The sequence below is a fragment of the Bacillus sp. VA15 genome (assembly GCF_055721145.1).
In genome coordinates, this window is the sequence record NZ_JBVQPQ010000005.1 from 226,739 (window position 1) to 245,703 (window position 18,965).

Consider the following 18,965-nt stretch of genomic DNA (forward strand, 5'->3'; position numbering starts at 1 on the left):
TTACACACCTTCTCCTTTACTAATGGAAGCCGCATCGAGATCAGGCACGATATTAATCCAAGTCTTTCCTGGCACAAACGGCAGCCATTTGCCGTCTTTTACCGGCACAATTCTACCGTTTACTTGTTTCCAGTCTGTTTCAATAACGTTTCCGTGCTGAAACAACAGACCTTTGCCCCCTGATTCCAGGTCGATGTCCCGCCTTCCATCTTGATCAATAGTATGATGGCTGGCTTCAACAATGAAAATATTTTGCATTGCAACCGGCTTTCCGGTTTCCCGGTCTGTCGTTATGACACCATCAGAGCTTCTTGTATAAGCTTCAGCTTTTTTATCATATTTGTATTCGACAAGATTTGTAACGTTCTTTGTTCCATAATCTACCCGAACATTGTAAGATTCATTTGCAGGTTTTGCTTCTGATGTTTGAAACAGTAGCGGATCTGTTTCCCGCTTCAGCTCATATCCCTTTTGTTCCGCCGCCTTTTTTATGTAATCATAAGACGTGTAGGAATTGTGGGGCGGTTTGCTAAAATCAGCTCTCCAAAATAAGCTTCCGTCAAAATCCAATCCGTTAATATAATCGGCAGCTCCGGATTCCAGCTGCTCTTTGGCGCCGGGACTCCAGCCGTGATGAACAAATATGCTGTCAAAGCCATTGCTGAGAGTGACGAAATATTCCCGCGCGCTTCGCACAGGTCCGACAGTTTCAGGCATCTGGCTTTGGAAAATGGCCAGAAATCTTGTAATTTGCCCTTCGGCCAGTGCTTCTATGACAATGTCGGCTTTAGACAGTCCTGATTGCGGCCTCGCCTTCGGGTGATTGTTCACCACAACAGCAACAGGCCGGCGTTCAGTCACCTTCTGTTCAGTCTCCAGTCCCGTCAAAGGAGCTTTCAGCTTCTTTTCAGCATCCGGGACAGCATCCTTCTGCTGGCAGGATACCAGCAGAAAAAACACGAAACACAGTACGCAACCTGTCATCCATTTTTTCATATGTCGGCTCCCCGCTCTTTTATATTTTAACGCATTATCGATGGAAAGAGTACAGTTTTTTTCATGACGTCGAAGATTCCTCTCGGCGTAATGCGTATATACGGAAGGTGCGTACTTTGCAAAAAGAGCAGCGTATAGACGGGATCACAATACTCGTAGCCTCTTTCAGTCAAAAGATCTCTCAGCTTTTGTTCCTTCTCCAGCACGTCTTCATACGCTTCCGAAGAGGCGCAGCCGCACAGCGCAAGCGGAATTTCATGCAGAATGTTCCCTTTTTCCGCAAGGACGATTCCTCCCCCGATCTCTTTCATGCGGGCGAAAGCGAGCAGCATATCCGCTTTATTTTTTCCGATCGCGACAATATCGCCTGTCGTCGTAAAGGAGCTCACAAATCCCTGCACGCTTGAGGCAAAGCCTTTTATCATCGTATTGACGCGCCATTTCCCATGTCTGTCAAGCATCGTCAAATAACTTTCATCATGGTCAAATGAGAGCTGCTCCATCGAATTGTCGATCTCAATCATATACGGCTCCATAATGACCGCATTCCGCATTTTCACGCCCATCGGCATGGAAAACTGCAAATCATCCATCGTCATATCATATGAAAGCTCAAGCGGGACAAGACCGCCTTTGCTCCAACCCGTCTTTGTAAACGCCTTCAAATCACAGCCGTCTTCACGAAGGATGGTCCCTTTTGACAGAACGGTCACGGGATTCGGGTTTAACGGATCTTCAAGTATATTTAGCGATGCCAGTCTTCCCGGTCCGACCACTCCTAAATAATCATCCATTTGGTAATACTTTGCGATATTAAATGATGCCATATTGTAGGCATCGATTGCCGGAACTCCTTCTTCTAACGCGATGCGGATCAGCTCGTTTGTCATGCCGCCTTTATAGAAATTCGGCGTCGCGCCATCTGTCGTGTAAAAGAAATGGTCATAATAGCGGAAACCCTTCTCATGCAGCTCCTGCAAGATTTTTCTTACATCAGGGCGAATGGAAGAGTTCCGAAGAGAAACATAGTAGCCTAGTTCCAGCCTTCTCATCACTTCATCACCTGTCATCGCTTCATGATCACAATCCGCTCCGAACAGCTTCATTTTCGTAAGCGTTTTATCTGAAGCGCCGGGAAAATGCCCTTCAATGCGTTTCCTCTGCTTCTTTGTAGCTTGCATGCAGTGAAGCATTAAATCATCACCATCTACCAAACGAGGCCACCCGGTCATTTCTCCGCCTTGAATCACATCCGGATGTTCAATCCACTGCTTTCTGACATCAAACGGAAGAACGTGATCCTCATTCAGAACCTCGGTCTGGAGGTCATAGCGTGACCACCAAAAATATTGAACAGGCTGCTTTTTGAGTTCATTTAAAATGGTAAGCGCTTTCTTTTTTCCGCTTTGTAAAAGCAAAAATAAGTTATCATTCACAAATGTCGTTGTTCCGTATTGAGACACATATTCCGCCAGCGTTTGGGGATTATATATTTGAAAAGGATGTGCGTGCGGTTCGATATACCCTGGCACAATGTATTTTCCTTCACAATCAATCGTATGAATTTCTTCGGCTCTATTCGGAAGTTCATGACCCACATAAACAATGCGGTCCTGATAAATCCAAATGTTTTTTTTCAGCCATTGTTTTACATATGGATTTAAGACGAGAGCATTCCGTAAAAGGAGCGTTGGAAGCAGCTTTGAGTCTACAACATCAACCTGTGCCCTGATGTCTTTGTTTTTCCAGTTAAAGGTGCGTTCGGACATTCACATACTCTCCTTTACATGTATTAGACTCATGTTATCACATCCTTCCTCATCACGCACGGTTAAAACGTTACAAATTTTTGAAGGTTCAATTAAAAAATTTTTTTAAGTGAAAAGGAGCGGATTTCCATGAAACCAAACATCAGTCTCGTTAATGCCGTCTTCAGAATCGCCTGCGGACTGACGATTATGTCAGCCGCCAGCGCAAAGTTTACAAAAAAGCCTTGGTGCAGAATGCACCTCTTTTACATCTTTATGGGGGCCTTGAAAGCAGGTTCGGGAATTTTGCGCTTCTGCCCTGTGACCTACATGGTTCAAAACAGCGCTTCCGGCAATAACGAACAGGAGCATCAAAACAGATAAACAAAAAAGCTTGCTCACGAAACGTGATCAAGCTTTTTCTCACGGCATTCCTTTGTCTTCATATAGAGGTAGCCTGCAGCTGCCAGTGCTGCCGGATAAAGGAGTGCCCAGCCGCTGAAAGAGTAAATCACTGCGCACGCCGCAAACGCCCCGAATGCCATCCACCAGCCTGAATCTCGCCAGCTCAGCAGCTTCATGGCTGCCGCCATTGTACATATGTAAGATGCGATGAATGCCGCACTCGGCCCTTTTAACAGAGTTGTCAAATCGATTTGAAACAAGCCATATGCCCCAAGCACTAAGCCAAACACTGCGGCAAGCGCTGTTAATACACGGATAGGCGTATGTTTTGCCTCACTGAGTTTCCCGAAATATACAGGAATGTGCCCCTCTCTCGCCAAGGCGTACACCATTCTGGAAAAACCCGCAATATTGGCATGAATGGTGGAGAATGTGATAAACAGTGCTAAGCATACCGTTACATATACTCCGCTTTCCCCGGCTCCTTTTGAGATGAGCATGGCCAGCGATGCGATTTCTCCATTCTCTCCATATGAATGAGTCCCCACCGTCACAAATGACAGCATGATATACAGCCCTGCCACACAAGCCGCTCCCAAGAACAAGCTGATTGGAACATCTTTTTCAGGATGATGAAATTCCTCAGCCAATGGGGTAATCATTTCCCAGCCTACAAAAGAGAAAAAAATCATAACTGAAACAGATCCCGCGGCAGACCAGCCATGCGGAAGAAACGGTTCGAATTCTGCTGATTTAACGTGAGGCAGTGACACGGCAACAGAAGTGACAAGCAGAAACACGATGACACAAATGACGAGTGTACTGATGTTCGCAGATAGTTGAATGCCTCTCATATGAAGCAAAATAGAGACAGCCAGCATACAGCATGCAATCAAAGTAATCTGCCAATCCGAAGCCTCTGTAACGTAACTGACGTAATGCGCGCCAGTCAAAGCGATGACGGGAACGCCGATTGGAACGGACCCTAACATGATCCAGCCCAAAACCGCTCCGACTTTTTTCTGAAAAGCCAGCTGCACGTAAGCCGTAATTCCTCCCGCGCTGGGTGCTATTTTCACAAGCCGGGCCAGTGTGCCGACAAGAAGAAAAGATAAGAAAGACATGAACACCCAAACAAATAAAGAAGCTGGACCGGCTGCGTCAGCAGTGACAGACGGCAGGATTAATATCCCGCAGCCTAAAACGGCCCCAATCGTTAATGCCGTCCCTTGTATCCAAGTGATCGAACGCTGCAATTCTGGCAACATGATTCCTCCTCTCCCGTTGATGGCTTTATTATAAGAAAAATAAGACGGCATCCATATGCTACAATTAAGTTAAATCAACAGCATTACCTTATGATAAAAGGAATTTTCACGAATTCGCTTAAACATGTAAAGGAGCCAGACAAATGGACGATACAGATCTTCACATTCTCTCGCATTTGCAGCGAAATGGCAGATTAACGATGGTTGAGCTGGGAAAGCTCGTCGGCCTCAGCTCGCCAAGCGCGGCGGAACGTGTCAGGAAGCTGGAAGACAAAGGAGTGATTACCGGCTATAGCGCGAATATCTGTTACGAAAAACTAAACAAGCATGTTACGGCTTTTATCCTAATGGAGCCGAAAAGCTGCAAGCACTACGCCGCCTTTGCAAAAGCGCATCCTGATGTGGCAGAAAATCACCGCATTACAGGGATGTACAGCTATGTAACAAAAGTGGTGACAGAATCGGTACATACGCTTGAAGATTTTATTGATGCCTCGATGGCGCACGGAAAACCGACCACGCTGGTTGTACTTTCTTCTTCCGCTCACCACCCCGCTTTTGTATAATAAAAAACCCGCAGCTCAATCTGCGGGTTTTCATCATTTTATTTTTGAGCAGCCTTTAAAGCGCGTGCCCCAATGTCTTTTCTGAAAAAGAGTCCGGGCTTGATGATCTCATCAACGGCTTTATACACTCGGTCTCTCGCCGCTTCAAACGTTTCATCAAAAGCCGTCACATTGGCGACGCGGCCCCCGTTTGTGACGAACTCTCCATCTTCTGCTTTCGTTCCGGCATGGAAGACCACAACCTGCTCAGTTTCCGCTGCAAGGCTGCCGATCGGCGTGCCTTTTGCATAGCTTTCCGGGTACCCTTCTGAAGCAAGCACAACACTTACAGCCGCGGTATCCTTCCATCTTAAGTCAACTTCCTTATCATCCAAAAGATCAAGAAGCACCTGTACCAGATCAGATTCCATGCGCGGAAGCACGACCTGTGTTTCCGGATCGCCGAAACGGGCATTAAATTCGATGACCTTCGAGCCGTTTTCAGTAAGCATCAATCCCGCGTACAAAACGCCAGTGAAGGAACGGCCTTCTTGCACCATTGCTTTTGCAGCGGGCTTGACGATGGTTTCTACAGCATGGCGGATCATTTCTTCCGAAATTTGCGGAACTGGAGAGTAAGCGCCCATTCCGCCCGTATTGGGGCCTTTGTCTCCGTCAAACGCCCGCTTGTGATCCTGGGCAATCACCATTGGATACACCTTTTCTCCTTTGACGAATGCCATTAGAGAAAACTCTTCACCGGACAGAAATTCTTCAATAACAACGGACGCGCTCGCATCACCGAACTTCTCATCCTCAAGAAAATCATGCAGACATGCAATCGCTTCTTCCTCTGTCATGGCAACTGTAACGCCTTTTCCAGCCGCAAGTCCATCTGCTTTTATGACAATCGGAGCGCCTTTTTCCTGCACATATGCCTTCGCCTCTTCAAAGGATGTAAACGTGTCGTATTCTGCGGTCGGTATGTCGTATTTCTTCATTAAATCCTTAGCGAACTGTTTGCTTCCTTCGATGATCGCCGCGGCTTTTGACGGGCCGAACACGCGCAGACCCGCTTTTTCGAATTCATCCACCAGACCTTCAATTAAAGGAACCTCAGGGCCGACAATGGTCAGGCCGACCTGATTTTCTTTTGCAAACGAGACAAGCCCGGCGTGGTCGCTTTCCTCAATGTTTACAAGCTGTGCGGAAGCTGCCATGCCGTCATTTCCAGGAGCGGCAAATACGTTCTCGACGAGGCTGCTTTGCGCCACCTTCCATGCCAGCGTATGCTCTCTTCCGCCTTTACCGATAATTAATACATTCACGTCGTTTTCATCCCCTTAATGTTTGAAGTGTCTGATGCCGGTGAATACCATGGCAATGCCGTACTCATCCGCTTTTTTGATGGAATCCTCATCACGTACAGATCCCCCCGGCTGAATGATAGCCGTAACGCCTGCTTTTGCCGCTTCTTCAACAGTATCCGGCATTGGGAAAAATGCATCAGATCCAAGTGCGCTGCCTTTCGCTTTTTCACCTGCTTGCTCAATGGCGATTTTCGCTGATCCGACGCGGTTCATTTGGCCTGCTCCTACGCCGACTGTCATGTTGTCTTTCACAAGAACGATCGCATTTGATTTCACATGCTTTACGACTTTCCAAGCAAGCTTCAAGTCTTCCCACTCTTGCTCGTTCGGTTCTCTTTTTGTCGGAATGCTGATCTCAGCATCATCGAAGCCATGCATATCTAAATCTTGAATCAGCAGACCGCCTTGAACGGATGTCAACTGTTTTTCTTTTTGAACGGCAGCTGTCACATCAAGTGTCAGCAGACGAAGATTTTTCTTCGCAGTCAGGATATCAAGCGCTTCTTGGCTGAATGAAGGCGCAATGATGATTTCTAAGAAAATGTTGTGGAGCGCTTCGGCAGTTGCCTTGTCCACTTCACGGTTCAGCGCGATAATGCCGCCGAAGATAGATGTTTTATCCGCTTCAAACGCTCTGTCAAACGCTTCTGAGATTGTTTTCCCTGTTCCAACGCCGCACGGATTCATATGCTTCACGGCAACCGCAGCAGGCTCAGTGAATTCACGGACGATTTGAACTGCCGCATCCGCGTCTTTAATGTTGTTGTAAGAAAGCTCTTTGCCGTGGAGCTGTTCCGCTTGCGCAATGGAGCCTTTAACAGGAAGTGCTGTTTGATAGAATGTTGCTTCCTGATGCGGGTTTTCTCCGTAGCGAAGCGATTGTTTTTTCTCAAATGTTACAGTGAATTGTTCTGGTTCTTTTTCACCGACAACGTTTGTCAGATAGTCAGCGATCAGTGCATCATATGCCGCAGTATGACGGAATACTTTTGCCGCCAGCTCGCGTTTTTTCTGAAGGGATACGCCGCCTTCTTCTTTGATTTGATTCAGCACTGGGCTGTAATCCGCTGGATCAACGATAACCGTCACGTCCTGATGGTTTTTTGATGCCGCACGCAGCATGCCCGGTCCGCCGATGTCGATATTTTCGATCGCTTCTTCATATGTGACATCTTCTTTAGAAATCGTTTCTTTAAATGGATAGAGGTTGACGACAACGAGGTCAATCGGCTGAATCCCGTGTTCATTGATCTGCGCCATATGCTCTTCATTGCCGCGAACTGCTAGAAGACCGCCGTGAATATTCGGATGAAGTGTTTTGAGCCGTCCGTCCATAATTTCAGGAAAGCCTGTCACTTCAGAAATTCCGATGACATTCACACCGTTTTCTTGAAGAAGCTTTTTCGTTCCGCCTGTTGAAATCACTTCAACGCCAAGCTCTGTTAATTCTTTTACGAAAGGAACGAGATTTGTTTTATCTGAAACACTGATTAATGCACGTTTAATGGTCATGCCTTTTCACCTCTGTTATTTAATCCTAATAGCTGTTTAATTACACTCGGATACCATTTATGCTCAAGCTTGTGAATCCGCTGTTCAATTGTTTCCAATGTCTCATGTTCGTCAATTTCGATTGCCTTTTGAGCGATGATCGGGCCTGTATCCATTCCTTCATCGACATAATGCACGGTGATTCCGGCCACCTTCACACCCGCGCGGTACGCCTGTCCGACTGCGTCGATCCCAGGGAACGCCGGAAGAAGTGACGGGTGAATGTTAATGATTTTTCCTCCGTATGCCTGAAGCAGCGTATCACCTATCAGCCTCATATAACCGGCAAGAACAATCAATTCAACATTGTGAAGATGAAGCTGTTCGATAATGGCCCGTTCAAATGCGGCCTTGTTTTCATAAGACTTCGGCTCAAATGCAAAGGATGGAATTTGAAATGTTTCCGCCCGTTCGATGACTTTCGCCTGCGGTTTGTCGCAAACGAGGAGCGATACGGACGCATCCCAGTTCTCCTCTTTCAAACGCGTGACGATGGCTTCGAAGTTTGAACCGTTTCCTGATGCAAATACCGCAAACTTTTTCATGAAAGTGCCGCACCGCCGAATGTGACGCCTTCGCCTTGTTTCACACGCCCGATCAAATAGGCTTTTTCGCCTTGGTTTTCAAGCGTTCCGATCACATCTGTCAGATGCTCTTCTTTGACTGCCAAAACAAAGCCGATGCCCATATTAAAGACGTTGAACATGTCTTCTTCCTTCAGCTTGCCGTACTCTTGCAGGAAAGAGAAAATCGGCGGAATCGGCCATGAGCCGTGATCGATTTCCGCACTTAAGCCTTCCGGAAGCATACGAGGGATATTTTCGATGAATCCTCCGCCTGTCACATGTGCCATGCCGTCGACTTTTCCGCTTTTCACCGCGGCAAGCACAGGCTTCACATAAATTCTTGTCGGTTCAAGCAGTTCCTCGCCAAGCGGGCGGTCAAACGGTTCGTATGTTGTATCAAGATCCAGCTCCGCATCATCCAGAAGCACTTTTCTCACAAGGGAAAATCCGTTGCTGTGAAGGCCGCTGGAGCTAAGGCCGATCAAAAGATGGCCCTCTTTGATGTTTTCTCCAGTCACGATTTCGTCCTTTTCTGCCACTCCGACTGAGAAACCGGCAATATCGTATTCATCGGCTGTATAGAGTCCCGGCATTTCAGCCGTTTCGCCGCCGACTAAGGCTGAACCTGATTGCTCACAGCCGTTCGCTACACCTTGTACGATCTGCTCAATTTTCATAGGGTCCGCTTTGCCGACCGCTAAATAATCGAGGAAAAACAACGGCTCTGCGCCTTGTGCCAGCACATCATTGACACACATCGCAACAGCGTCAACCCCAATCGTGTCATGCTTATCCATGGAAAAAGCGAGCTTTAATTTGGTGCCGACACCGTCCGTTCCCGAAATTAAAACAGGTTTTTGATAAGAAAGCTCAGACAGGTCAAACATGCCGCCAAAACCGCCGAGGCTGCCCATAACGCCAAGCCGTTTTGTGCGCTCCACATGTTTTTTCATTCGTTTTACAGCTTCATATCCGGCTTCGATGTCAACTCCTGCGTTTTTGTATGCTTCAGACATCCTATTCACTCCTTTAAGGCGCTTTTCAAAATATCTCCCCGAACGAGGGCAGAAAGAGAAAGGCAGCCGAACTGCGCTGCCTTTATGTCATTTTCAAGTTTTATTTGGTTAATACTGCTTCTTTTACATGAGGAAGCACTGTATCCTGGTAAATTTCAGTCGGATATTTTCCTGTAAAGCAAGCGAGACACTGTCCGCAATTAGAGTCATCGTATTTTCTGCCGATGCCTTTCAAGAGCCCTTCCACACTCAAAAATGAGAGGGTGTCCGCCCCGATTTCCTGACGGATTTCTTCAACAGAATGGGAAGATGCGATCAGTTCTTCATGTGTGGACGTATCAATGCCGTAAAAGCACGGATGAGCGATCGGCGGTGAACTGATTTTCACATGCACCTCTGTTGCACCCGCTTCTCTGAGCATCGTGACAATCCGGCGGCTTGTTGTTCCTCGCACGATAGAGTCATCTACCATAACGACGCGTTTGCCTTCCACAACCCCGCGCACCGCTGATAGCTTCATTCTGACGCCTTGCTCGCGCAGAGCCTGGGACGGCTGAATAAACGTTCTGCCGACATAGCGGTTTTTGATTAAGCCCAGCTCGTACGGGATGCCTGTTGCTTCTGCATACCCGATCGCCGCAGAAATACTGGAATCGGGAACCCCTGTTACGACATCAGCTTCAACTGCGGATTCCTGAGCCAGCATTTTCCCAAGGTTTTTACGCGCACTGTGCACGTTAATGCCGTCAATGTTACTGTCAGGTCTTGAGAAATAAATGTACTCCATGCTGCAAATGGACCGGTTGATATTCATAGAGAATCGCTCTGATTTCATGCCTTCATCATTGATGATCAGCATTTCGCCCGGTTCTACCTCACGAAGATACGTTGCGCCGACGACATCAAATGCGCATGTTTCTGATGCGACCACATAAGCGTCGCCCAGCATGCCGATGGATAGCGGTCTAAGCCCGTTTGGGTCAAGCGCGACGATCATTTCTGTTTCGGTCATGATCAGGAATGCGTATGCACCTTTCAGCATGGAAAGCGAGTTTTTAATTTGATCCTTCAGCGTGAAGTGGCCGCTTCTTTTGATCAGGTGAGCCAAAACCTCTGTGTCCGAAGAGGTTTGAAAAATGCTCCCTTGATTTTCGAGCTGCTGCTTCAGCTGAGTGGCGTTGACAAGGTTTCCGTTATGAGCAAGCGCCAAGCTGCCGTTGTTTTGGGAACGGAAGAGGAGCGGCTGTACATTTTCGTATCCGCCGCCTCCAGCCGTCGCATACCGAACGTGCCCGATTGCGCCTTTTCCCTTTACTTTGCTGAGCTCGCCATTTTGAAACACTTCAGTGATCAGCCCTTGGCCTTTGTGCGCCGTCAGTTTTTCACCGTCAGTCGCTACAATGCCCGCACCCTCCTGTCCTCGGTGCTGGAGGCTGTGGAGTCCGTAATACGTGATTTGCGGGGCTTCTTCATGTCCCCAAATCCCAAATACGCCGCACTCTTCATTTAAGCCTTTGATTTCAGCAAGCATGGGATAGCTCCTTTCCATGCGCGCTCAAGCTCTTTCGTTTGCGCATGAATCAATTGTTGTCCGTCTTGGTTTTGAATCGCCAGAAGACCATCAGCTGTTACCTCACCGATATGAACTGCATCTTTCACAGCTGCTTCAAATGCTGCTTGATGTTCTTTTTTCACTGAAACGACGAAGCGGGATTGAGATTCAGAGAATAATAATGCTGCTTCCCCTTCAACAGTCACGTTCGCGCCAAGATTTTCCGTCGTCATGACACTTTCTGCAATCGCTACGCCTAAGCCGCCTTCAGACACATCATGCGCAGATTGAACAAAGCCTTTTTTAATCGCATCAAGCAATGCTCTTTGGCGTGACAGTTCTACATCAAGATCGATTTGCGGTGCTTTTCCGTAAATACTGCCTTCTGTCATTTTTTGCAGCTCGCTTCCGGCAAACTCAGGTTTTGTTTCGCCAATCACGTATACGAGATCTCCCGCTTGTTTGAAATGCTGTGTTGTAATGTGTTTTGTATCTTCAATTAAGCCGACCATGCCGATAACAGGTGTCGGGTAGATCGCCGTGCCGTTTGATTCGTTATAAAGCGATACGTTTCCGCCGATAACCGGTGTGCTGAGAACACGGCACGCCTCGCTGATGCCGTCAGCCGCTTTTTCGATCTGCCAGAAGATTTCCGGTTTCTCCGGGTTTCCAAAGTTAAGGTTATCTGTGACTGCAAGCGGTTCTGCGCCTGAGCAAATGATGTTGCGCGCCGCTTCAGCGACAGCAATTTTCCCGCCGACTTCAGGATCGAGATAAAGATAACGCGCGTTACAGTCTGTCGTCATCGCCAGCGCCTTTTTCGTTCCGCGGATTCTGAGAACACCCGCATCAGACCCAGGAGCGACAACGGTATTCGTCCGCACCATGTAGTCATACTGATCGTAAACCCACTCTTTGCTTGCAATCGTCGGCTGCTGGAGGAGGGCCATCAGCGTTTCATTCGCATCACCAATTTGGGGAGCCGGAACATCCGTCTCTAAAAACTCACGGTAGTATGCTGGTTCTTGAGATGGCTTGTGGTAAACCGGAGCTTCTTCTGCCAAGGCATCAACAGGCAGCTCACATACAACCTCACCTTTGTGTGTGAGGCGAAGCATTTTATCATCTGTTACACGTCCGACAGAAACCGCTTCAAGTTCGTACTTGTCAAAAATATCGATAATTTCCTGCTCACGTCCACGCTCGATGACCAAAAGCATCCGTTCCTGTGATTCAGAAAGCATCATTTCATACGCAGTCATGCCTGTTTCACGCTGAGGGATCAGGTCAAGATTCATCTCAATACCAGAACCGGCTTTACTTGCCATTTCCGCACTTGAGCTTGTTAAACCGGCAGCTCCCATATCCTGAATGCCGACTAACGCATCACATTGGATGACTTCCAGACATGCTTCAAGCAAAAGCTTCTCCATAAACGGATCGCCGACTTGAACAGCAGAGCGCTTTTCTTCAGACGAATCAGACATTTCTTCAGATGCAAACGTAGCGCCGTGGATTCCGTCACGCCCCGTTTTCGCTCCTACGTACATTACTGTGTTGCCGACACCCTTCGCCTGGCCTTTTTTGATGTCTTCATGGTTGATTAAACCGACGCACATTGCGTTGACGAGCGGATTTCCTTCATAGCTGCTGTCAAACTGCACTTCTCCGCCGACTGTCGGGATGCCGATACAGTTGCCGTATCCGGCGATACCCGCTACTACTTCTTCAAACAAGTACTTCACGCGCGGTGAAGTCAGTTCACCAAATCGAAGAGAGTTCAATACAGCGATTGGACGGGCACCCATTGAGAAAACGTCACGGATAATGCCGCCTACGCCAGTCGCAGCGCCTTGGTAAGGTTCGAGAGCTGATGGGTGGTTATGTGATTCAATTTTGAACACAACCGCTTGGTTGTCACCGATGTCAACGATTCCGGCGCCTTCCCCCGGACCTTGCAGCACACGCTCTCCGCTTGTCGGGAATTTACGCAGAATCGGCTTTGAGTTTTTGTAGCTGCAATGCTCTGACCACATGACAGAAAAAATTCCGATTTCTGTGTAGTTCGGCAATCTGCCAAGAATGGATTCAATCAATGCAAACTCATCATCACTGACACCCATTTGCTGATACATTTTCTCTTCTTTTATTTGTTCTTTACTTGGTTCAAGCAGTAGTGACATGAGTTTCCCTCCAATTTTTCACGATAGACTGAAACAATTTAAGACCGTCGGCGCTTCCAAGCAGTTCATCGACCGCGCGCTCAGGATGAGGCATCATGCCTAATACGTTGCCTTTCTCATTCACGACACCGGCAATGTCGCTGACACTTCCATTAATATTGGAGCCGTATGTGAAAGCAATTTGATTGTTTTCTTTCAATGAAGCAAGCGTTTCGTCATCACAGTAGAAATTTCCTTCACCATGGGCAACCGGGATTGTAATCGATTGGCCCTTTTCGTAGGAAGATGTGAATAATGTTTCATCGTTTTGTACAATTAATTCAACCGGACGGCAAATGAACTTCAAATCTTTGTTGCGTCTCATTGCGCCTGGCAGAAGGCCAAGCTCCTGTAAAATCTGGAATCCGTTGCAGACGCCAAGAACAGGTTTTCCTTCAGCGGCCGCCTGTTTGATAGCTGGCATAATATTCGCAAATCGGGCGATAGCGCCGCATCTCAAGTAATCGCCGTAAGAAAATCCTCCCGGAATTAACACGCCGTCGAAGCCGTCAAGGCTTGTTTCCTCATGCCAGACGTATTCCACTTCATGGCCGAGCTCATCCTTTACAGCATGATACATATCGATATCACAGTTGGAGCCGGGTAACACAATCACCGCAAATTTCACTGTGCGACTACCTCCTCAACCTCGTATCTGTAATCTTCAATCACTGTATTCGCAAGAAGTTTTTCGCACATTTCTCTTACCAGGACGTCAAGATCACGGTCAGATTTTTCAATGGTAAGCTCCATGTATTTTCCGATGCGCACATCTTGAACTTCGTTATAAGTCATACTGTGCAAGGCATGCTGGACAGCGCTCCCTTGTGGATCTAGTACACTTTCTTTTAAGCTGACATAAACTTTTACTTTATACATGATGAATGCCTCCCAGTCTTTTGAAAATCTCTTCGTATGCGTCGGTTAAGCTTCCCAGATTGCGTCTGAATAAATCTTTGTCCAGCTTTTCGTTCGTGTCTTTGTCCCACAAGCGGCATGTGTCAGGTGAAATTTCATCCGCCAAAAGCACTTGCCCGTCTGCATCTAAACCGAATTCAAGCTTGAAATCTATTAATCTGACATGACAATCATCAAAAATGGCTTGAAGCTCTTCATTTACTGTTTTTGTAATGGACTTAATGGTTTCTACCTGCTCAGGAGTTGCCGCTTTTAAGAGCCAAATATGATCTTCTGTGATAAGCGGATCACCCAGCGCGTCATCCTTGTAGTAAAACTCGATAATCGGCTGTTCAAGCTCTGTACCTTCTGGAATGCCGAGACGTTTGGACATGCTTCCTGCTACCACATTTCTGACTACGACTTCAAGCGGCACAATCGTTACCTTTTTAATGAGCTGCTCTGTTTCCGAAATACGCTCGATAAAGTGGTTGTTAATGCCTTTAGCATGAAGGTGTTTGAAAATTAAGCTTGAAATCTCGTTATTTAAGCGCCCTTTTCCGCTGATTTCTGCTTTTTTCTCGCCGTTAAAAGCAGTGGCGGAGTCTTTATACACGACGTACAGCGTGTTTTCGTCATCGGTTTTGTAGATCTTTTTTGCTTTTCCTTCGTATAAAAGTTCATTCTTCACAATATTCACGGAAGGCCTCCTAACCCGAATGTTGGGAATTTTCAAACTAAGACGGTATAGAAGAAGCCGCCTAAAAGCTTCTTCTATGCTAAACCTAAACGTTCAAAGATCAGATCAACATTTTTCAGATGGTAGTTGTAATCAAAGCAGTCAGCAATTTTTTCTGGAGAAAGACGGGACGTGATTTTCTCTTCCGCTTCCACAAGTTCACGGAACGGCACTTGTTTTTCCCACGCTTCCATTGCTTTTGGCTGTACTGTATCATAGGCTTCTTCACGAGTCAGGCCTGTGTCAATCAAGGCAAGCAGCACGCGCTGAGAGTAGATAAGGCCGAGTGTGCGGTCCATGTTGCGCTTCATGTTTTCCGGGAAGACCGTTAAGTTCTTCACGATGTTAGAGAAGCGGTTCAGCATGTAGTTCAGAGCGATTGTCGCATCCGGAAGAATAATCCGTTCTGCTGAAGAATGAGAAATATCGCGCTCATGCCATAATGGAACATTTTCGTAAGCCGTCATCATGTAGCCGCGGATCACGCGTGCTATTCCTGTCATGTTTTCAGAGCCGATCGGATTGCGTTTGTGCGGCATCGCAGATGAACCCTTTTGCCCTTTCGCGAAAAATTCCTCAACTTCGCGTGTTTCACTCTTTTGCAGTCCGCGGATTTCCACTGCGAATTTCTCGATGCTTGTCGCGATCAAAGCAAGTGTCGCCATATAGTCAGCATGGCGGTCACGCTGAAGGGTTTGAGTTGAAATCGGTGCTGCTTTCAATCCGAGCTTCTCACATACATATTGTTCAACAAACGGGTCAATGTTCGCATATGTGCCGACAGCGCCGGAAATCTTCCCAACCTCGATGCCTTCTTTCGCTTGTTTGAAACGCTCAAGATTCCGTTTCATTTCCTCATGCCAAAGCGCAAGTTTTAAGCCGAATGTTGTAGGCTCAGCGTGTACGCCGTGTGTGCGCCCCATCATGACTGTGTATTTATGTTCTTTCGCTTTTTCTTTTATAATGTCAACAAATCTCTCAAGGTCCTTGAGCAGAATATCGTTTGCCTGTTTTAATAAGTAAGAAAGAGCAGTATCAACAACGTCAGTTGACGTTAAGCCGTAGTGCACCCATTTTCTTTCTTCACCCAGTGATTCGGAAACAGCGCGTGTAAAAGCGACAACGTCATGGCGCGTGTCCTGTTCGATTTCTAAAATGCGGTTGATGTCAAATGACGCGTTCTCGCGCATGACCTTTACGTCTTCTTTCGGAATGACGCCCAGCTCCGCCCACGCTTCACAGGCAAGAATCTCTACCTCCAGCCATGCTTGAAATCTGTTTTCATCCGTCCAAATCGCGGACATTTCAGGTCTTGAATAACGTTCGATCATTCTGCTTGTCCTCCGTCTCTATTCATCCATTTATTTGTGATCTCCTGAATCCAATGGTCTTCAGGCTGCTTCATAAATGTAATATGCCCCATTTTGCGGCCTTTTTTGATTTCATGTTTTCCGTATATATATAGCTTTGCTTCTTTTAAAAGCTCCGGCTCTTCCTCCACAAGCTTCACTTCATCGCCGAGAAGATTCACCATCATGCCCGGCTTCAGCAAATCTGTTTTCCCGAGCGGAAGGCCGCATACCGCTCTGATATGCTGTTCAAACTGGCTCGTTTCGCAAAGGTCCAGTGTATAATGCCCTGAATTGTGCGGTCTTGGCGCCAGTTCATTGACCAAAAGCTCTCCGTCTTCTGTCAGGAACATCTCAACAGCAAGCGGTCCGACAAGGTTAAGCTCGTCTGCAAGCTTAACGGCTAAATCAGCAGCCTTCTTCTGAATCCCTTCCTCCACCCGTGCAGGCACGATGCTTTGGGAAAGAATATTGTTATGGTGAATGTTTTCAGCTGCCAGAAATGTTGCAATTTCGCCGTTTACCGATCTGACGACGATTACCGACAGTTCCATTTTAAAAGAAACCCAGCTTTCGAGAATGCAGGTTCCGTGTTCTAAAAGAGCTGCAGCCTGCTCAATTTGCGCCTCTTCCTTGATCACAACTTGGCCTTTGCCGTCGTATCCGCCGCGACATGTTTTCAGGACTGCTGGAAGCCCAAGCTCCTGTACCGCCTGTTTCAGTTCATCCTTTGTTTTGACGATGCTGTACGGCGCGACTTCACAGCCCGCCGCTTGAATTGCTTTTTTCTCCGTTTCACGGTTTTGGGTAATGAGCAGCAGCTCACTTCCTTGCGGGAGATACGCATGACCTGTTAGCCAATGCAGCGCATCATAGTCGATGTTTTCAAACTCATACGTGATGATGTCGCTGATTTCAGCCAATTTTCGAATCGCTTCACGGTCATTGTAATGAGCGGTAATTTCGATATCCGCAACCTGCCCGCACGGCGAATCTTTCACTGGATCAATGACCGCGACTTTATATCCCATTTGTTTGGCGGACACAGCCATCATTTTCCCAAGCTGGCCGCCGCCGATAATGCCGATTACAGCTCCCGGATAGATGATTTGTTTAGACAAGCTGATCACTGCTTTCTAACACCGTCTGTTTTGTATTTTCTCTTCTCTCGTCCAGCTTACGGGCAAGGTCTTCGTCAAAAGCTGACAAAATTTGCGCCGCTAACAGGCCTGCGTTCACAGCGCCTGCTTTGCCGATGGCTGTTGTCGCAACAGGCACACCTCCAGGCATTTGCACGATAGAAAGAAGTGAATCCAGCCCGTTCAGCGCCTTGGACTGAACCGGTACTCCAATGACCGGCAGAGTTGTTTTCGCCGCCGTCATCCCTGGAAGATGGGCCGCTCCTCCGGCACCGGCGATAATCACCTTGATGCCTCTTTCTCTGGCAGTTTCAGCGTATTCAAACATGAAATCAGGCGTCCGGTGAGCGGAAACGACCTTTTTTTCGTACGGAACATTGAGTTCGTCAAGTATGTCGCATGCGTTTTTCATTGTCTCCCAATCGGAAGTGCTTCCCATGATGATTCCTACTAGCGGCTGCATTCTGTTCCCACCTTCTAATGCTTTTGTTTTCAGAAAATAAAAAATACCCGCTCTGCATTGCACTTATGAGGAAGCAATACAAACCGGGCATGGTACATGTATCGTCAGTCGTTCGCTTCTGCGATATATCCATGTCAGTTTTATCGATCACTTTCCTGCATAGTCCGGCAATTTACGGTCGCCGGGTAGAAACTTATGGGCCATATTCCCAAGATTATATGAGGTCGTGTTTTGATTTCATGTTTATCTTAACAACGGACATGGATAATGTCAACGATATTATCGAACGATACAAAAATTCATTCAACTAATGTTCGTGTTTTAGATCAATTTCCCTTCAAATACGATTTTTTTCCCACACGGAACGATCTGAATTGACCCATTTTCCTTTTTCTCCATAAAAATAGGCTCTTCCATTCGCCTTACAGGCAGATATCCTTCTTCTTTCATTTGCTGAAGCACCGCATCAATCGTTTGCTGCTCTGTTACTTCAAACTTTTTCTTCTTCGGCTTTGCCATTATTCTTTAATTCTCCTCTTCTTCACCGCTTTGACCCAGAAGCCGCCATGGATTGTTTTTGGTTCATATGCAATAATAAAAGCTTTTGAATCAAGTGTTTTAATCGTATCATATAGCTGAAGTTCATATCTTCTCGGCGTCAGAATCTGAAGGGCGGTGCGGTCACCTTCAAGCCCGCCGGCCACCCAGTTTGTCACGCCGTAGCCTTTTTCACGGAGCTGCCTCGGAAGATCAAGATCGAGCTCCTTCGTAATCACATTGACCATAATATAGCCAAGCGCCAATTTTTCTTCTATTTTCATGCCGACAATCACGCCAAGACCGTAACCGAGCGCGTACGCGATCACATTTTGAATCTGGTCTAAGTTATCGAGCACTAGACTCAGCCCTGTCACATAAACCAGTATTTCAATCGTACTGATGCCGGCCGCTAAATAACGCTGGCCTTTCAGCGTTAAAATCATTCTTATCGTAAAAAATGACACATAGACAATATTAATAATGAGAATTATGAGAACCATGGCTAACCCATTTGATAAGATGGTTTGCATCATTTTATTTCATCCCCCTACTCTTCATCTTGCATAAAGCATTCATATTCTACTAGAGAAATGAGTCGT

General features: G+C 47.0%; 19 protein-coding genes and 1 riboswitch. Of the genes, 2 read left to right on the forward strand and 17 right to left on the reverse strand.

Annotated elements, in window-relative coordinates; translation table 11 throughout:
* Together AC0DBE_RS14840 and AC0DBE_RS14845 are read right to left on the reverse strand one after the other, a co-directional pair.
* Positions 1-996, reverse strand: coding sequence for a DUF3048 domain-containing protein (locus AC0DBE_RS14840; protein ID WP_014112928.1), 996 nt, complete (start codon positions 994-996; stop codon positions 1-3).
* Positions 997-1,022: 26 nt separating this feature from the next.
* A complete protein-coding gene (locus tag AC0DBE_RS14845) occupies positions 1,023-2,765 on the reverse strand; it encodes an adenine deaminase (RefSeq protein ID WP_472962694.1) in 1,743 nt (580 codons plus the stop codon).
* 129 nt (positions 2,766-2,894) lie between these two features.
* Between AC0DBE_RS14845 and AC0DBE_RS14850 the strand changes: the two genes are divergently transcribed.
* Positions 2,895-3,128 carry a YgaP family membrane protein gene (locus AC0DBE_RS14850; RefSeq protein WP_014112926.1) on the forward strand — a complete coding sequence of 78 codons (234 nt, stop codon included), beginning with the start codon at positions 2,895-2,897 and terminating at the stop codon, positions 3,126-3,128.
* 14 nt (positions 3,129-3,142) lie between these two features.
* On the opposite strand, the gene AC0DBE_RS14855 is transcribed toward AC0DBE_RS14850, so the two are convergent.
* Positions 3,143-4,417: an APC family permease gene (locus AC0DBE_RS14855; RefSeq protein WP_472962695.1), complete on the reverse strand. Its 1,275-nt coding sequence runs from the start codon at positions 4,415-4,417 to the stop codon at positions 3,143-3,145.
* A 143-nt stretch (positions 4,418-4,560) separates the two neighbouring features.
* Here AC0DBE_RS14855 and AC0DBE_RS14860 point away from each other — a divergent pair, with 143 nt between their 5' ends.
* A complete protein-coding gene (locus AC0DBE_RS14860; protein ID WP_014112924.1) occupies positions 4,561-4,983 on the forward strand; it encodes an Lrp/AsnC family transcriptional regulator in 423 nt (140 codons plus the stop codon).
* Between the two features lie 38 nt (positions 4,984-5,021).
* On the opposite strand, the gene purD is transcribed toward AC0DBE_RS14860, so the two are convergent.
* From purD to AC0DBE_RS14930, 14 genes are all read right to left on the reverse strand, one after another.
* Complete coding sequence (gene purD / locus AC0DBE_RS14865) at positions 5,022-6,290, reverse strand: phosphoribosylamine--glycine ligase (RefSeq protein WP_014112923.1); 1,269 nt, start codon at positions 6,288-6,290, stop codon at positions 5,022-5,024.
* A 15-nt stretch (positions 6,291-6,305) separates the two neighbouring features.
* Positions 6,306-7,844, reverse strand: a complete 1,539-nt coding sequence (gene purH / locus AC0DBE_RS14870; RefSeq protein ID WP_472962698.1) for a bifunctional phosphoribosylaminoimidazolecarboxamide formyltransferase/IMP cyclohydrolase — start codon at positions 7,842-7,844, stop codon at positions 6,306-6,308.
* Complete coding sequence (gene purN / locus AC0DBE_RS14875) at positions 7,841-8,428, reverse strand: phosphoribosylglycinamide formyltransferase (protein WP_087987790.1); 588 nt, start codon at positions 8,426-8,428, stop codon at positions 7,841-7,843. Before purN ends, purH begins: the two co-directional genes overlap by 4 nt.
* The gene (gene purM, locus AC0DBE_RS14880; RefSeq protein ID WP_472962700.1) at positions 8,425-9,465 is read right to left on the reverse strand and encodes a phosphoribosylformylglycinamidine cyclo-ligase; all 1,041 of its coding nucleotides are present in this window, start codon (positions 9,463-9,465) and stop codon (positions 8,425-8,427) included. Before purM ends, purN begins: the two co-directional genes overlap by 4 nt.
* A gap of 100 nt (positions 9,466-9,565) precedes the next feature.
* Entirely contained in the window at positions 9,566-10,996 is a 1,431-nt protein-coding gene (gene purF, locus AC0DBE_RS14885; protein WP_014112919.1) for an amidophosphoribosyltransferase, read from the reverse strand.
* Positions 10,972-13,200: a phosphoribosylformylglycinamidine synthase subunit PurL gene (purL, locus tag AC0DBE_RS14890; RefSeq protein ID WP_072181555.1), complete on the reverse strand. Its 2,229-nt coding sequence runs from the start codon at positions 13,198-13,200 to the stop codon at positions 10,972-10,974. The genes purF and purL overlap by 25 nt, the downstream gene beginning before the upstream one ends.
* Positions 13,184-13,867, reverse strand: coding sequence for a phosphoribosylformylglycinamidine synthase subunit PurQ (gene purQ, locus AC0DBE_RS14895; RefSeq protein WP_114150855.1), 684 nt, complete (start codon positions 13,865-13,867; stop codon positions 13,184-13,186). The genes purL and purQ overlap by 17 nt, the downstream gene beginning before the upstream one ends.
* Positions 13,864-14,118, reverse strand: coding sequence for a phosphoribosylformylglycinamidine synthase subunit PurS (gene purS / locus AC0DBE_RS14900; RefSeq protein WP_014112916.1), 255 nt, complete (start codon positions 14,116-14,118; stop codon positions 13,864-13,866). The genes purQ and purS overlap by 4 nt, the downstream gene beginning before the upstream one ends.
* Complete coding sequence (purC, locus tag AC0DBE_RS14905) at positions 14,111-14,836, reverse strand: phosphoribosylaminoimidazolesuccinocarboxamide synthase (protein ID WP_014112915.1); 726 nt, start codon at positions 14,834-14,836, stop codon at positions 14,111-14,113. The genes purS and purC overlap by 8 nt, the downstream gene beginning before the upstream one ends.
* A 74-nt stretch (positions 14,837-14,910) precedes the next feature.
* On the reverse strand, positions 14,911-16,206 hold the full coding sequence (gene purB / locus AC0DBE_RS14910; protein ID WP_024715850.1) for an adenylosuccinate lyase: 1,296 nt from the start codon (positions 16,204-16,206) through the stop codon (positions 14,911-14,913).
* Positions 16,203-17,345: a 5-(carboxyamino)imidazole ribonucleotide synthase gene (gene purK / locus AC0DBE_RS14915; protein ID WP_472962704.1), complete on the reverse strand. Its 1,143-nt coding sequence runs from the start codon at positions 17,343-17,345 to the stop codon at positions 16,203-16,205. Before purK ends, purB begins: the two co-directional genes overlap by 4 nt.
* The gene (gene purE / locus AC0DBE_RS14920; protein WP_003219405.1) at positions 17,338-17,826 is read right to left on the reverse strand and encodes a 5-(carboxyamino)imidazole ribonucleotide mutase; all 489 of its coding nucleotides are present in this window, start codon (positions 17,824-17,826) and stop codon (positions 17,338-17,340) included. Before purE ends, purK begins: the two co-directional genes overlap by 8 nt.
* A 140-nt stretch (positions 17,827-17,966) precedes the next feature.
* A riboswitch (purine riboswitch) is annotated at positions 17,967-18,068 on the reverse strand.
* Between the two features lie 79 nt (positions 18,069-18,147).
* Entirely contained in the window at positions 18,148-18,345 is a 198-nt protein-coding gene (locus tag AC0DBE_RS14925) for an NETI motif-containing protein (protein ID WP_003219403.1), read from the reverse strand.
* Complete coding sequence (locus AC0DBE_RS14930) at positions 18,345-18,899, reverse strand: DUF2179 domain-containing protein (RefSeq protein ID WP_041520875.1); 555 nt, start codon at positions 18,897-18,899, stop codon at positions 18,345-18,347. Before AC0DBE_RS14930 ends, AC0DBE_RS14925 begins: the two co-directional genes overlap by 1 nt.
* Between the last annotated feature and the right edge of the window lie 66 nt (positions 18,900-18,965).

Excerpts from the sequence above, each read along its gene's own strand:
- purH (WP_472962698.1), bottom strand. The coding sequence starts at position 7,844 with ATGACCATTAAACGTGCATTAATCAGTGTTTCAGATAAAACAAATCTC.
- purE (WP_003219405.1), bottom strand. The coding sequence starts at position 17,826 with ATGCAGCCGCTAGTAGGAATCATCATGGGAAGCACTTCCGATTGGGAG.
- AC0DBE_RS14840 (WP_014112928.1), bottom strand. The coding sequence starts at position 996 with ATGAAAAAATGGATGACAGGTTGCGTACTGTGTTTCGTGTTTTTTCTG.
- AC0DBE_RS14855 (WP_472962695.1), bottom strand. The coding sequence starts at position 4,417 with ATGTTGCCAGAATTGCAGCGTTCGATCACTTGGATACAAGGGACGGCA.
- purS (WP_014112916.1), bottom strand. The coding sequence starts at position 14,118 with ATGTATAAAGTAAAAGTTTATGTCAGCTTAAAAGAAAGTGTACTAGAT.
- AC0DBE_RS14850 (WP_014112926.1), top strand. The coding sequence starts at position 2,895 with ATGAAACCAAACATCAGTCTCGTTAATGCCGTCTTCAGAATCGCCTGC.
- AC0DBE_RS14860 (WP_014112924.1), top strand. The coding sequence starts at position 4,561 with ATGGACGATACAGATCTTCACATTCTCTCGCATTTGCAGCGAAATGGC.
- purM (WP_472962700.1), bottom strand. The coding sequence starts at position 9,465 with ATGTCTGAAGCATACAAAAACGCAGGAGTTGACATCGAAGCCGGATAT.
- purN (WP_087987790.1), bottom strand. The coding sequence starts at position 8,428 with ATGAAAAAGTTTGCGGTATTTGCATCAGGAAACGGTTCAAACTTCGAA.
- purF (WP_014112919.1), bottom strand. The coding sequence starts at position 10,996 with ATGCTTGCTGAAATCAAAGGCTTAAATGAAGAGTGCGGCGTATTTGGG.
- AC0DBE_RS14930 (WP_041520875.1), bottom strand. The coding sequence starts at position 18,899 with ATGATGCAAACCATCTTATCAAATGGGTTAGCCATGGTTCTCATAATT.
- purL (WP_072181555.1), bottom strand. The coding sequence starts at position 13,200 with ATGTCACTACTGCTTGAACCAAGTAAAGAACAAATAAAAGAAGAGAAA.
- AC0DBE_RS14925 (WP_003219403.1), bottom strand. The coding sequence starts at position 18,345 with ATGGCAAAGCCGAAGAAGAAAAAGTTTGAAGTAACAGAGCAGCAAACG.
- purB (WP_024715850.1), bottom strand. The coding sequence starts at position 16,206 with ATGATCGAACGTTATTCAAGACCTGAAATGTCCGCGATTTGGACGGAT.
- AC0DBE_RS14845 (WP_472962694.1), bottom strand. The coding sequence starts at position 2,765 with ATGTCCGAACGCACCTTTAACTGGAAAAACAAAGACATCAGGGCACAG.